10 protein-coding genes are annotated in these 15,103 nt (G+C 37.1%); 1 reads left to right on the top strand and 9 read right to left on the bottom strand.

Annotated elements, in window-relative coordinates:
- Positions 1 to 375: 375 nt before the first annotated feature.
- Entirely contained in the window at positions 376 to 1,041 is a 666-nt protein-coding gene (locus GM418_RS00340; protein ID WP_158862032.1) for a ferredoxin reductase domain-containing protein, read from the top strand.
- Between the two features lie 15 nt (positions 1,042 to 1,056).
- On the opposite strand, the gene GM418_RS00335 is transcribed toward GM418_RS00340, so the two are convergent.
- From GM418_RS00335 to GM418_RS00295, 9 genes are all read right to left on the bottom strand, one after another.
- Positions 1,057 to 1,881, bottom strand: a complete 825-nt coding sequence (locus tag GM418_RS00335; RefSeq protein ID WP_158862030.1) for a 3-keto-disaccharide hydrolase — start codon at positions 1,879 to 1,881, stop codon at positions 1,057 to 1,059.
- A gap of 24 nt (positions 1,882 to 1,905) precedes the next feature.
- Entirely contained in the window at positions 1,906 to 2,760 is an 855-nt protein-coding gene (locus GM418_RS00330) for an MBL fold metallo-hydrolase (RefSeq protein ID WP_158862028.1), read from the bottom strand.
- Positions 2,761 to 2,921: 161 nt separating this feature from the next.
- Positions 2,922 to 3,569 carry a peroxiredoxin gene (locus GM418_RS00325; protein ID WP_158862026.1) on the bottom strand — a complete coding sequence of 216 codons (648 nt, stop codon included), beginning with the start codon at positions 3,567 to 3,569 and terminating at the stop codon, positions 2,922 to 2,924.
- Between the two features lie 186 nt (positions 3,570 to 3,755).
- On the bottom strand, positions 3,756 to 6,770 hold the full coding sequence (locus GM418_RS00320) for a peptidase associated/transthyretin-like domain-containing protein (RefSeq protein WP_158862024.1): 3,015 nt from the start codon (positions 6,768 to 6,770) through the stop codon (positions 3,756 to 3,758).
- Positions 6,771 to 6,781: 11 nt separating this feature from the next.
- Positions 6,782 to 7,669 (bottom strand): hypothetical protein, encoded by an 888-nt coding sequence (locus GM418_RS00315; protein WP_158862022.1) that lies wholly within the window; start codon positions 7,667 to 7,669, stop codon positions 6,782 to 6,784.
- Positions 7,670 to 7,763: 94 nt separating this feature from the next.
- Positions 7,764 to 8,402 (bottom strand): response regulator transcription factor, encoded by a 639-nt coding sequence (locus tag GM418_RS00310; RefSeq protein WP_158862020.1) that lies wholly within the window; start codon positions 8,400 to 8,402, stop codon positions 7,764 to 7,766.
- Positions 8,399 to 10,330: a tetratricopeptide repeat-containing sensor histidine kinase gene (locus GM418_RS00305; protein ID WP_158862018.1), complete on the bottom strand. Its 1,932-nt coding sequence runs from the start codon at positions 10,328 to 10,330 to the stop codon at positions 8,399 to 8,401. The genes GM418_RS00310 and GM418_RS00305 overlap by 4 nt, the downstream gene beginning before the upstream one ends.
- Before the next feature lie 83 nt (positions 10,331 to 10,413).
- Positions 10,414 to 10,914, bottom strand: a complete 501-nt coding sequence (locus tag GM418_RS00300) for a hypothetical protein (protein WP_158862016.1) — start codon at positions 10,912 to 10,914, stop codon at positions 10,414 to 10,416.
- 70 nt (positions 10,915 to 10,984) lie between these two features.
- Positions 10,985 to 14,764, bottom strand: coding sequence for a leucine-rich repeat domain-containing protein (locus GM418_RS00295; RefSeq protein ID WP_158862014.1), 3,780 nt, complete (start codon positions 14,762 to 14,764; stop codon positions 10,985 to 10,987).
- Positions 14,765 to 15,103: the final 339 nt, after the last annotated feature.

Raw genomic sequence — 15,103 nt, 5'->3', positions numbered from 1 at the left:
GATGACGGAGGAACTTACTTTTTACATGAGCTTTTTATACTCGTTCTTTGTGCTTGTGTTTCAAAATAAGAGATTTGGCACGTGACCTTTTTCCGCACTGGGGAAAGCTTTCCCCGATTCCCTTGCGCCATTTTTTATCATCATTTTTAATCATAAGCTATAAAATATTATTTTTTTCAATTTTTAATTTTGAAGCCAGGATGTAATGTGTTTTATATTAATATGTTGGAGTGGTATTGTTTGAACTGTGGGATTGTTTAAACAACAAAGCCAGATTCCTATCCGTAACAAAAAGATTTATTTGGTTTATGGCAATTTATTTGTGTTATAGGATATACTACAAAATATTAAATAAGAAATAAACTAAAATAAATTATGGAGTATAAAGTAAAAATTGAACAAAAGAAATGGCTTACGCATGATGTAATGCAATTATTGTTGAAGCGGCCGGCAGATTTCAGCTACAAGGAAGGGCAGGCTATTGAAGCGACTATTGACTCCAAAGATTACAAAGATGCCTGGTCTCCTTTTACGCTTACAAGTTTAAACAAAGATGAAGATTTGCAACTTACAATAAAGGTTTATCCTAAACATAACGGAGTTACACTGGCTCTTTCAAAGTTAAAAGAAGGCGATAGTTTTCTGATTACCGAACCGTGGGATTCATTTGAAAATAAAGGTCCGGGAGTATTTATTGCCGGAGGAACAGGCGTAACTCCCTTTATTGCTTTGTTGCGACAAATGGAAGTGGATGGGAATATCGGCGGAAGTACACTGATATTTTCCAATAAATCAGAAAAAGATATTTTTCTTTTTGATGAATTTAAACGAATGCTGGGGGATAACTTTATCAATGTGCTAACCCGTGAAAAAAATGAAAAATATTTACACGGAAGAATAAATAAACGTTTTCTGAAAGAACAGTTTTCTAATTTCAACCAACCGTTTTATTTATGCGGGCCCGACAGCTTTGCAGATGATATTAAATTTCACCTTAAAGAGTTAGGAGCAGGCGATGATTTGGTGAACGTGAGTTTATAGATTTTTTTTACAACATCAATTTCTGTTTTTCAATAAAGGTTCTAATTCAATCTTCCGGATAAATAATTCTGCACTTTCCGATTGGATTTGAATTTTGCCCTTAGCCGGTTTTACATCCGTTGCCCTGTTAACCAGTTTTCCATTTAAAAAAATAGTCATCTGATTTCCATCTGCAATACATTCCAGTTGGTTCCACTCCCCTAAAGATTTTTCAACATCATTTTCACCCCGGAATCCAAGCATATCCTTCCATTTAGGGTCACGTTGTAACCAGTTAATACGGCCTGAAGAGATACTTTCTTTCTTCCCGTCGGGTAGAAAGATAAAAGAATTCCCCTGTTTTTCATCAGCTACTGTTGATGTGACATTAAAATTGTCGGTACCATCGCCAACAACAATTATGTCTCCGGTTCCGCCTTCAATCATTTGACATTCGATAGAGTACATCCAAATGCCACCTGATGCACCGTCTTTACCCACTGAATGAATAAGCAGACCACTGTCGCGGGCTTTTTCTGCCCTCGGAGGGTGATTGGTTTTTCCCCATTTGAATTCAACAAGTATCCGGTAATTTTCATATTCTTTGTTTGTGGTAATACATCCCCATTCTTCTCCGGAAATATGGAGCATTCCATTCTTGACGGTAAAAACATTTTCTGGGTCACTATTTTTGCCACGTTCTTTTAAAAAAGTATACCAGCCGTCTAAATTCTTTCCGTTAAAAAGTTGAACCGTTTTATTATTTGAATTCTGTTTTGTCGGGTTTTCAGATGCATAACTTTTATCAAAAACAGCAACTGCAAAAAGGATACAAAGCGTAAAAGAGAATAGATTTTTCATATCAATGTTTTTTAAAAAGGAGAATTACATTTCATTTATTTCGTTGTAAACCGATTCCACAAGCCGACTTTCATTTTCTGCAAACGCTGATTTTACTTCTTCCTGCGTTTTTCCTTCTGCAACCATATTTTTAATTTTTTGTTGAAGGGCTGTAATTTCAATCAAGTGTTTTTCAATATCGGCGCGTGTTTTAATTTCAGAATGCCCGGAGCAGAATTTTTCAGCATCAATGGTAGTAAGGAGCTTTTTTGTAGTTTTTACGTGTTCAAAAGAATTTCCTCCTTTATAAGAATGAATCAGTTGCGGGCGCTCAAAAAATACCTGGTCGCCAATAAAAGCCGTTTTTTCTTCCGGAAAATATACAACAATGTCTCCTGTTGTATGCCCAATCCCAAAGTAATAAAGCTCAATAGTTTTGTCTCCTAAATGAAGTTGCATTTTATCGTTGAACGTAATTTCCGGAACAAATGGCATCATTTCTTCGCCTGACCAGTTAGAAGGTGAACCATCACGTTGTGGTAAAAGAAATTCTTTCCGGCAGTTTTCGTGTGCTATAATGGTAACTTCTTTTGGGAAAAATTGATTTCCGTTTATGTGGTCGCCATCGCTATGTGTATTTATCAGTATTGTAACCGGATTGTCAGTTAATTTTTCCACAGCTGAAAAAATGCCATCAACCGAAGTTTTATCCATTTTTGAGTCTATAATTACCACATGGTTGTCGCCAATATACATACCGCCGTTGGCACCTCTACCGCCTGATACCTGATAAAGATTATCTGAAATTTTGTCTAATGTTACCGTTGAATTTTCCTGATTTTGAGCACTTAAAAATAAAACGGAAAATGTAAAAATGGTTAGCAATGATATTTTTTTCATGTCGGTTTTTATTACGTTAGATTTTGAAAATGTAAGATACGAAATTTTGTTTTTTAGAATGTCTACTTTTACACTTTAACTTAGCAATCGGTGGGTAAAAATAAAAAGAGGCTGAATTGCAAAACAGCCTCTTTTCCAAGAAATTATTAATGTATCAAATCTTACAAATCTTTTTTTGCAAGGTAGAAGTCAACCATTTCATAATCACTTTTTTCGCGTTCTTCCATTTCTGCCACTGTTTTTGGCGGTGGAACAATAACTTTTTCACCCGGTTTCCAGTCAAGTGGACACGCAACACCGTGTTTGTCGGTTGTTTGAAGAGCAGTAAGTACTCTTACTATTTCATCCATATTTCTACCAACGTTTAGCGGGTAATACATAATTAAACGGATTTTTCCGGTTGGGTCAATAAAAAATACGGCACGAACTGCTGCTGTTTCACTTTCATTTGGCTGGAGCATCCCGTACAATTGAGACACTTTCATGTCGATATCCGCTATAATCGGGAAATCGAATAAAACGCCTGTGTTTTTCTTAACGTTATTTACCCAGGCTACGTGGGCGTGAATACTGTCGATACTTAAACCAATAAGTTTGGTGTTTAATGCCCTGAATTCGTCGCCGCGAACAGCAAAACCACTCATTTCGGTAGTACATACCGGAGTAAAATCAGCAGGATGAGAAAACAAAATCGTCCAGCTATCTTTGATGTACTCTGAAAATTGAATTGGACCATGTGTTGTGTTGGCTTTAAAATCGGGAGCCATGTCACCAATTCTTGGCATTTGTGCTACATTTTGTTCTTCCATAATGGTTTTATTTAAATATTTTATATTAAAATTTTCTTCGATAGTAGAACAAGAATAAAGAGAATAAGTTCAAAAGAACATAAGTTATTTTCAGTTTCTGTATCGATTTTTTTTATGGTAAATAGACTTGGTTTAATCAGTAACGTACGGGTATTTTTTCTGATTTTATGGAAAGATATAAATATGCTAATTTCTTGGACAGTGAACCGTAAAATTCCAACTTGTTCCACTGGTTCCGTCACAATTCGGATTTACTCTTACTGTAACTGTTGATGAACGCCCGTTTAAATTTAAAGGTATACTGCCATCTGCACCAACACAACCGGAATTAAATATAGTTTGTCCGCCCTGAGTAACAATGATTTGATCTTTTATGTCATAGGTGTCGTAGTCAAATACAAAGGTTCCGAAAGATTGTCCCAGGTTAATGTTATGTACTTCAGGGGCATCGCCGCCAGCTTCCTGTTTGTCGTTGCAGTTACTTTGATGAACAACAGCTTGCTGAGTTTGGGTACCTGAACCAGAACTGGTGGATGTTCCGCTAAAGGGGTTATTTCCGCTAGCTGCGCTAATAATATCTATTGTGGCCGATAACAAGCCGTTCCAGTCTATATCCGGTTTTTTTCTTTCGGGTACACAGCCTGTTCGGCTGCTGTTCCATTTATAACCGGGGAGGCATTCACAGTAATATTGATTTGATGTCGGGTCGTAAACAGCTTCGGTGTTGGGATACAATGAACAATCTTCATTTTGAAATTGCTCGGTTGTTATTTTTTCACAATGTAGATTATCATCTGCCCACTGATAGCCGGCAATACAATCACAGTAAACCTCCTGCGCAACAGGGTCCCAAACAGGTTCTGTGTTTGGGTACGAAGTACAATCGGAATTGGCAAGGGCATCTTCCCAATCCGGAATACAACCTGTTCCTTCTTTGTTCCATACATAACCGGGAAGACATTCGCAAATAACTTCCTGTAATCTGTCATCCCAAACCGGGCGTGAATTAAAGTATCCCGAGCAGTCAGAATTGGTGACCTGCAGCGCTTGCCCTTCCACACACCCTGTCCCTTCTTTATTCCACACATAACCTGGTTTACACTCACAAATGGCTTCATTTGAAGCATAATCCCAAATAGCCTGCGTGTTGGGATACTGCGAGCAGTTGGAATTTTCAAGAATTAGCTTGATGTCGGGGACACATTTTTTTTGTGTTTCGTCCCATGTATAATAGTCACTGCATGTGCAAACGACAATCTCGTTAACTGCATCCCAAACTGCTGTAGCATAGGGATCTCCTGCACAATCGGAGTTTTTTATTCGCTCGTCAATATCGATGGCAGTTGTGTCCGGGCCAGGTGGAGGCGGTATGCTGTCCTGTGTCGTAGTGGTTCTTGTGCTGTCTTGGCTAACAGACGATGTAGTATCCTGGTCCTGGTCTTCGTAGGGTAGATTAAGTTCCACGCGGTATGTGTTGTCTTTTAGTCCGGGCTCAACGCGAATGTCAGTACTCACCGGATTTCCATCTGGTGTTGTGGCGGAGACAGTCATATTCGTGTTGTTATTCAGCATCATTAAAATATAATATGAAAAATAACCGCTGGCTGATGTAATAATTTTATGATCGGGGTCACCTGAATAAAACATTGAATTTAAGCCAACCTGTAATTTTGCTCCGCTAACAGGAATTCCGTTGCCGTTATTTACTGTTCCGTAAATATTTACCGGAACATTTTCTTCCAGGTTTCTGATAATTCTGTCGAGCTGGTTCAGGTTGTCATGATGTTTACTTAGATAATAGTTTTTTATCATTGAGTTTAAAATATCATGGGTGGCTATGTTAAAGTATTTTAGTTCATTCCATGTGTACTCCAGTTCGTTGGAATTGAGTAATCTTGTAAGCCAGCTGAATCCGATTTTATCCATGTAAAACTGTTCAATTTTTTGTTTGTCGCAGGTATTGATAGTTGCATAGGAATATTGGAAAAGTTGCTGTATTCTGTCTATTCTTTTTTGAACTTCATTGGTATAGATTTTCCAGCCGTATTCCTTTTGAAAAGATTTTACAATAAACTCCAGGTCGGTTGCTTTTTGACTGTGCCCGTTGCCTCTTAACCATTGAATGGTTGAAAAGATATCATCCCTTCCTGAATGCAGTTTGTCTTTTTTGCCCTGTATCCATTTGTTGTTCAAATAAAAATATAAATCAGTGGCATAATCTTCGCTTTGATAGGTATTGTTGTACACCGGATTATAGACTTTCTGATTTAACGGACAAACTCTCCCGGCATTTGGAAATTGCTGAATAAACGATGTTCTCTTGTTTTTGTTTGCTGAAGCATAAGTTCCTCCATCAGCATTAATACAACCCTGGTTCAGATTTCTTTCGAATACATTTTCCAATCCTTTTGCAGCAGAAAGAACACCTTTCCCCAACGTGAAAATAGGTGTGATTAAATCGCCGATTATCGGTACTTTTCCGCCAAATGACTCACCCAGTTCAAGTAACATTTCAATTTTATATACCGGGTCATCCGAACTCATCGCTGATGCAACCGTTGAAAAAGCACTTATCGGGTCGGCCAGTTTATCGTATCCAACGGAAAGGACTTTGTCGAGATCATCAATGAGGTAAAAATAGTCTGATTTTATTCCATATTTTTTTAAAATCGCCGTAACCTCCGATTCATAATCTTCATTATCCGGCGCTAAGCCGGAAATTCCTTCTGCCGCATCCAAAAGTGCTTTTATTTTTTCTTTTCCGGCTGAAAAAAGGCCGGAACATTGGTCGTAAATTTCAAATGATTCTTTATCGATATAGCTTGAAGCATAATTTATTAACCCTTGTTTTACCCATCCTTTCATTTCATCTTTTAAAAGACCACTCCTTGTTAGCGATGGATCGTCTTTTACTTTTTGCTGGATTTTTTGGTAAGTGTCGTTTGCCTGATTTATAAAATTTGGATCAGAAGGGTTTATACCAAAAGGTTCAAGTGGTTCTAAAATGATTGAAAAATAGGTTTCTTTCGTTACCCAGGCTTCTGCGCTTTGAACCGATGAAGTTAATTTACTGGTGATCTCATCCTCTATTTCTTCTTTTAATGCCTTCGACAGTTGGTCTTGATCTACTGTTATTTGCGCGGAAGAAAATTGGGCAAGTAAAATGAAATGAACGATAATTATGAGGAAATTCCGGAACATTGTTCATGGGTTTAAAAATAAAATCTAAGTCCAAGGTAAAAAGCAGTCATGTTGAAGTCTTCATAGTTTTCGAGAATTTCGGTCAGCCAGAATTCAGTTCCCAATTCCAACATTACAGTTTCGCTGCCAATTTTAACTCTTCCCAGGAAGTTAACAGAATTGTCTTTTCCTGTTCTTCCGAGTATTGTTTTATCCGTTTCTGTAGAAGCCATTTTTGTATTTATCTCGGCACCGGCTTCTGCCATAATCATCATTCCGCTGTAGTTTAAACGATATCCTAAGAAGACAGGGATTCGCCCGAAATAGTAAAACTGTGAATCGTCGTCACTGCTGTTTTCAAGTGTTGCCAGATAGGCATTAAAATGAACCCCTGTGCCAAAATATATTTCGTTTCCAAATAGCTGTTCCATACCTATTTCTATTCCGGGTACAAGGTTGTTTTCGAGTAACAAAGCCTCGCCAAGATTAGAAAATTTAATGTCGAGCAAAAGAGATGTGTTATTAAATTTTATTGGAGTATCTGCCGTTTGACTTTGTACATTTTTAATACCGGGAGCAGTTGTGTGTTGTGGGGGAGCAGCGGTAACTGTATTGTTATTAATGTCTGAATTTACAGATTGCGACTGAGCTTTAATCTGGTTTGTTATTTCTCCCGGGTCACATTGAGTAGTAGAATAATTTTCATCGATCCATTTCTGTGCTACCTGGCGAAAAGGAAATCCCCCTTTAATGGGTACATAATTTGGCGATCGTTTATCAGCATCAACGACTTTTACTGTATTGTCTGTTTTGTCGCAAACAACAGTAAATGTTTTTTGTGTATATCCGTTAAGGGAAAAAGAAAGAAGAAAAATGATTAAACCAAATTGTATTAGCTGTTGAGTGAAATTTTGTTTCATACTGTCGCGGTTAGATTAAATTCTGGTTTTTGTACAAATTTAACCTTCTCGCAGGCGGCTTAAAATACCTACTACTAGGTATATTTTTTAGAAACTAATAATTCAAATCAAGATTTTTGAGCGCATAATTTACTAAACCGGTATTACTTTTTATTCCCAGCTTTTTGTGTATGTTTTTACGGTGGGTATCAATGGTAAATTTGCTTAGTTTTAGTTCTGTAGCCATTTGTAAGGTAGTTCTTCCCTTTGCAATCAAACCAAGGATTTCTTTTTCACGACGGGTGAGGGCAAGTTCGTTTTCATCGGGAGTGCTGGAAAACCAAGAGTTAAAGTTTTCCGGTAGGTTTTTGCTAAAATATTTTTTACCATTTAATAAACTTTTTAACGCCGCCAGAAGCTCTTGCTTGTCCGCTTCTTTGGTTACAAAACCTTTCGCCCCGGCTTCCAGCATTTCAAAAACATCAGCACTCTGGTCAAACATCGTTAACGCAAGTACCGGAATGTTTGGATAATTTTTTGTGAGTATTTTTGTTGCAGCAATTCCATCCATAACAGGCATTCGAATATCTGTTACAATTACATTGGGTAGTGGGCCTTTCTCAACTGCTTTGACAAGTTCCAGCCCGTTTGCGGCCTCAATTACGATTTTAACATCAATTTGGTTGGATAAAATTGATTTTATACCGTCTATAAATAATTTGTGATCGTCTGCAATTGCTACTTTAATTTTCATAAAGGAATATTTAAAATGACTGTGGTTCCGTTTCCCGGAGTTGAATCAACAACAATGTTACCGTCAATATTTTCAATCCTTTTTTCAATATTTGTCAGGCCAAGGCCAATTTTTACTTCGTTTAAACTGAACCCCTTTCCGTTGTCTTCAACCATAATGTTTAGCCGGTTATCATCTTCCGAGAACTGAATAATTGCTTCTGTAGCTTCAGCGTGTTTGATAATGTTGGTAAGCAATTCCTGAACACTTCTGAACACCTGAATCTCAATATTGTTTTTTATGCGTTTGTTTACATTGATGTTGGTTACATCGATTTGCAGTTTTTCTGAAATTGAAATTTCTCTTGCAATTGTTTTTATTGAAGGAATCAATCCCTGATTGATTAAAGCTCCAAAGTTTTTATTATGGGCTATTTTTCGCACTTCCTTGTAGGTTTCATCGGAAAGTGATTTTAACTTTTCAATTAGCTCTTCCTTTCCGTTACTTTTCGATGTTTTGAGTTCTTCAATATATAATTTCAGCGTTGCAATTTTGCTCCCCAGATTATCGTGTAAGTCGTCGGCTATCCGACTGCGTTCTTCCTCCTGAGCGGAAATAATCGCGTCTATTCCGTTTAATTCCTGGGTTTTTAAAATTTGCGTAATTTCCTGTTGTTTGATTTTTAGGTTTTGTTCGGCGACAATTCTTTTTCGTGTTGAGCTCTTTAGCAAAAGATAGACAATAAAGATAGTAGCCGCTAAAATTCCGAGAACGATAAAAAGTAAATTTCTGTTTCTGTTTTTTTTGACCTCAACTTCCAGGTTTTTGGTTTGCAGTTCAAATATTTCTTTTTCTTTTTTTTCTGTTTCGTATTTTGTTTGAATTTCGGTGAAAATTTTTTGGTTTTCAGCATTCAAAATACTGTCGTTTAATTGTTGTGATTTTTCAGAATATACCAAAGCATTTGCAGGTTGACTGAGTTTGTTGTAACATTCTTTGAGTTGGTTGTATGCAAATACCAGCTGTTTACCTTTTACAATCTTGGCTACCTGTTTGTAGTAGGAAATGGCAGTTTTGTAATCACCATTTTTCATGCTTAAATATCCGAGGTTTCCGAGCGTAACTTCAATCCCGGCTTTTAGGTTGAGCTCATTTTTTAACTGGATGGTTTTTTCCAGATAACCTTTTGCTTTTGCAGGATCCGTATCTAAATAAATACTTCCCAAATTGTTGTAAATAATAGATAGTGAGCGTTTGTTTCCTATTTTTACAGCAAGTTCTTCCGCATCCAGATTGTACCCGATGGCTTTCAGTGTATCTCCGTTTTTATAATGTTGTGCCGCCAGATTGGGGAGTGTAATCAGTTGGAAAGGTAACAGGTTTTGTGTTTCAAACACATCCAGTGCGCGTTCATTGTAATCAATTGCCTGTTTGAAATTTTCAAGTTCGGCCAGTGCAGTTGAAATATTACTGTAACATTTTGCTGCATTTAGCTTGTCACCGTTTTCTTCAAAATATGCAGCACTTTCCGTGAGTGTTTTAATGGTGCCGTTGTAATCGCCCTGCCGGAGCTGCACTGCTCCTAAACTAATATTTATGATGGCCACTCTTTTATCATCATCCAGGTTGTTTAATGTTTCCTTTGCTTTAGTGAAATAAAAGACAGCAGAATCCATGTCCGCCATAAAAAAATAAAACCTCCCAAGTTGATTGCTGGCTTCGGCCTTTAATGAGTCGTTGTTGTTAAATTGTTCTGCTTTTTTTGCAAACTCTTTTCCTTTTTGAAGATCAATTGACTCATAAAGTTTTGAGAGTTCAAGATTTATTTTTGCGATCTCAAATTTATCAGTTGTTGAGTTTAAAAGTGAATTTAAACTATCTATTCTCGAATTTTGCGCGTGGCTGTGAATAACAGCAAGGCAAACCAGTATAAGGAAAATTAGTTTCAATTTGTTTTTCTTTTAAAAATACAAAATAATTAACACGGAGAAATAGCTGCGGATTTTGCTGTCAGTTAAACATACGATAAAATTTACCAGGTAACTTGTAAAGTGTGATTTAAATATACCGGATTTACAGCGTATTCGGCAGTCTCTTCGTAGTCCATGCTGTCGGAATATTTATATTCCTTTGTATCTCCCGTAAGCGGATCTTCTCCGGTAACAGTAATAATGTAATTTACCTTATCTTCCAGATTTGCAAATTTGTATGTAAAAATATATGCAAAATCAGCATATCCTTCTTCGTCTGTCGTCGTTTCTTTAACGAAAATACCATTAATGGTGCCGTCACAATATTCTTTATATATGTTAATTTCAACATGTGCGCCCCAATAATCTTCACCTTTGCTGTTTTTGATATGAATCGCTGGAGAGAGTGATTTTTCAAACGAAGGTTGTTCCGTTTCTTTGCATTTATTTTTACTCTCTCCCGAATTTAAATCACAAGCATTAAAAGATAGGATAATAAAACATAGAAATAGCTTCTGCCATTTGCAGCAGACACAAACTCGTTGGTTTTTTGTAATGCACATAACATTTTTTTTTGAATTTTTTGGCTCTTTATCCAATGTTTTCAAAATAGATTGATTGTTGTTTTCTCCGTTATTTGTTCAAAACTGATTTTACAGAGAACGACTCAAGGTTACTTACGTACTTGATGATATAAATTCCGTTTGGTAAATCGTTATAATCCAATTCAAACTGATGATATCCTTCTGTTTGAAAACCAGATAATTGATGTTTAATCTTGCGCCCGTTTATATCGAACAACATTATTTCACAGTTTGTTGGGGTTGAAACATAATAACGCACTGTACATTTTCCGGTTGTAGGATTTGGATATACATTTAATTTGTTATCCGGTTTATTATTTTTTGGTATACTTTCTGCCGAAGTAACCAGACTCGACAGTTCTGAAGGACAGCCAATTTTTCCATCGTTGTTATAGGACTCAATTTTGCCAGTTTTGTTTTCGTGGTCTTCAATATAGAGGGAAATATTTGTTTGAACACTGTTAAGTACGGCATAAACCGAATCATTTCCGTATTCATCAGTAATTGTTAAAATGTATCCGGCTACATCGGAAGAAGAAGCCTGTTCCCAGCTGAATTCAACTTCATCGGTTTGAGTGTTGTAACTTGCACTAAATTTGTCAGGAGGCGAAAGGGAGGCAAGAGAATTGTATACCGGCTCGTCGGCATATTTTTCATTTACTGTAAATTCGTCAATCAGTTGAACATACACATAATAGCTGCAATCGGGCGTATTTTCATCAAGCGTAAAGTTTAAAGTTCCCAGGCCGGCATCAGCTTCTTTGATTTTAAAACCATTAAAATCAGCTTTATCATTGTCAAGAAGCACACAAACCTGCTGGCCTTCGTCTATCTCTTCTGTATTCCAGGTCACCGTAACTTCATCTCCATTTTGGTTAACAGAAAATTTAAATTCCTGTTCCTTTAATTGAAAATAAGTAATGATTGTATCTTCTGTGTTTGGATTTTCTAAATTAATTGTCCATGTGCCTGGTGTTGCATCAATCAGCGTCCAGAATGCTTCCTTGTTATCAGTCGAAGATGTGTAAATAATACTGTCGTTGGAAAGTGTTTCTGTATAGCTTATCCCTAGTGGAGAGGTTAGTGTTGAAACAGGAGCCTCAATCGTACTTTTTATTTCAATAATACCCAGCTCCGTATTCTCAGGTACATCAAAGGTTTTTGTTATCGTTGCATTTGTTGATGCACTTTTTTCACTAATTATTGCTGATTTTGTTTTTCCCGAACTGATTTTGAAATAGAGATATTCTTCATCGTCAATGTCTTTCGTAAGATCAATTACATATTTAAGGGTGTAGGGCCCATGACTGTCAGATTTAAAAGTAGCTTCTCCGTAAGCCACTTTTGAATTTCCATAGATAAATCTGTCGGACGCACTTACATTAACAGGAAAATCGAACATGGAATTTAACCAGTTAAAAGGAGCGTTATCCGAGAGTTTTGGGAGAGTCATGGTTCCGTTCATTTTGCCTGATAAAACAGATGGTGTTTCCTTAAAATAGATATTGAAATTACCTTGCCCGGTCATAAGCCAAGTCTTTTCGTCGAGGGTGCCAAATTTGCCGCCAAGTTCGATTTTGAAAACGCTGTTTGGTACATCCCAGGCCACAGAGGTGTTTCCCTGTAACTGAAACGGGAGAGAGTTGTCGATGGGCCTCATAAACTGCCCTGTTCCTTTAAATCCAATTGTTGCAGGCCAAACCATTGTTCCACTTAAAGTGCATCGGTAAAGGTCATCAGAAAGAATGTCGGAAAAAATTCCACCCAATTCAACCTCCATAGCCGGTTTTGTTATGCTGGAAACGTGTCCGAAAAAACCTTTTATACCAACAGTTGTAGTTCCAATTACAAAAGGAGCCACATTCGATTCGATATGCCAGCCGATACTGTCCACCAGCCCTTCCTCTATTTTAAATCCTCCTCCAACATCTCCAAAGGGGAGGCCAAGCATCATGCCCGCATTAAGTATATTCTTTTTTGAGTTATAGCTTAATTCCAAATTTTTTAAACAAAAACCATCTGCCAATAGTCCCATATCTTTTACAGCTACTCCACCTAGTGTTATTCCGGCAGAAGTAATCTCCAAATCGCTGAGTTTAATTTCTGTTTCTTTTTTTTCAACGGTTCCGCACCCTCCTAAAATACCGGGAACTTTCATCGAACAGCCAATACTCAATCCTGTCTTGTCTTTTTCATTTACCAGAGTCAGCATGTCAATTTTTAAGCCAATGCCAAATAATTCAGCGCTTTGTTCCAGGTTTGAGTTCAGAAAATTTGTTATTTGCCCGTTTTCGCCTAATAGTTTAAGATTGTAATTTCCAACCGCTAAAGAGTATTTGCCTGTGTTCCCGCCAGGTAGGGGAATATTATCAACATAGAATTCTCCATTGGCATCGATTTCCAACGCAGAAGTATCGATGGTAATTGTTCCATCAAAATATAAAAAGTCATTTATCGAAAGGATGTCGGTAGCTTTAATTTTATTATTTCCACTTGCCTTTTCCCACTTTCCCGACGACAGGCAGAATGTTAACGCACCGGTTTCCCAGCATCTTTCTTCATCTGGGATTACATATTTGCCGTTCAGCACTAAATCCGGCAATAGCGTATTTTTTGCCTTGCACAGATATTTAGTAAGCTCTTTTCCGGTTTCAACTTCGCAGCCTGCTGATGTAGCCCCCGAAATTGCAGTCCCATCGTAATACCATTGGTAAGTTGTTTGTGTTCCACCGGCATCCATGTTTAATATAGTTGTTGCTCCGTTAACCGATGTTGTAAGTTCTATATTGGCTTGTGGAGCATATTCAAATTTATCTAAATCTTTACTGGCAAATATTTCTAAATCAGTAAAATTGAATTTATTGTCGTTTACATAAACGTTCTGTAGTTTACTTAGATTTCCTAATTCAGCAGGAATGGGACTTTCCAGATTATTATTGTTTAGGTATAGATAGTTCAGGTTAGCTAAATTGCCTAGTTGAGAGGGAATTGTACCCTCCAAATTATTATTGTGCAGGTAAAGTTTTGTCATACTGGCTAAATTCCCAAGTTCAGGTGGAATAGCTCCTGACAGGTTGTTGTCGTGCAGGTTTAAACGATCTAATTTACTTAGATTACCCAGTTCCGGCGGTATAGTTCCTTCCAGGTTATTATTATATAGGTTAAACCAGCTTAAACTATCTAAATTTCCCAGTTCCGGAGGGATGGTTCCCCCAATGTTATTATCATTCAGCATAAGCCAACTTAGACGGTTCAGATTACCCAGTTCCGGAGGGATGTTACCTTCAAGATTATTTGAGGAAAGGTAAAGTATATCTAAATTGGTTAAATTTCCCAGTTCTGATGGTATATTGCTTTCTAAATTATTACCCGACAGGTAAAGCTTCTGTAATTTAACCAGGTTCCCCAGTTCTGTTGGAATATTACCTGTAAAATTACTGCCCAGTTTAAGCACTTCCAGGTTATTAAATGTGCATATATAAGAAGGAATATTCATCTCAGTACGGATGTTAAGTGCCAAATGTTCAAGTTTGGTTAAGTTGCCCATTTCATTCGGCATCCCACCATATACCGAATCTTTCAGGCTTTGTAAGTCTAAATACTTTAATTCGGTTAAGTCTCCTATTGAGCTTGGGATAGTCCCTTTTAAGTAAGCCCATGATAGGTCAACGCTGTCAACCCGGTGATTATTTATTCCAATTCCACCCCAGCCTACAACCCAGTATCCACGAAACCAGAAATGAAATCCAGTCCAGAAATACCAGTTGTCTCCATCCAGATTATTATATATATCAACCAAAGCAAGTGAATCAGCTTTATTTACTGTCAAATCGTTATACGTTTGACCCATAATTCGATTAGAAAAAAGAAGAATTGAAATTAGAATGAAAAGTGTAATACGTATTCTCATGATATTTACGGCTAGGTGTGATTTAATATATTTTTGAATAATAAACAGAGGCAATTTCAGCCTGTTTTTATTATTTAAAGCAAAAGTTCAGTTCAAAAGTAGCGTATGTCAGACGGTTAGAAAATACCTAGTGTTAGGTATCCTTAATAACAGCATAGGATTGAGCTGTTAATCCCGATGTTTTAAAATAAGAAAAAGGAGAGTTTTTATTAGCAGGGAATACTGCAAAATTGAATTTGTAAATTAATTCAAAGACAG

Origin of the sequence: Maribellus comscasis (assembly GCF_009762775.1) — a bacterium.
Lineage (GTDB): Bacteria > Bacteroidota > Bacteroidia > Bacteroidales > Prolixibacteraceae > Draconibacterium > Draconibacterium comscasis.
This window is presented reverse-complemented; position numbering and strand designations above follow the sequence as displayed.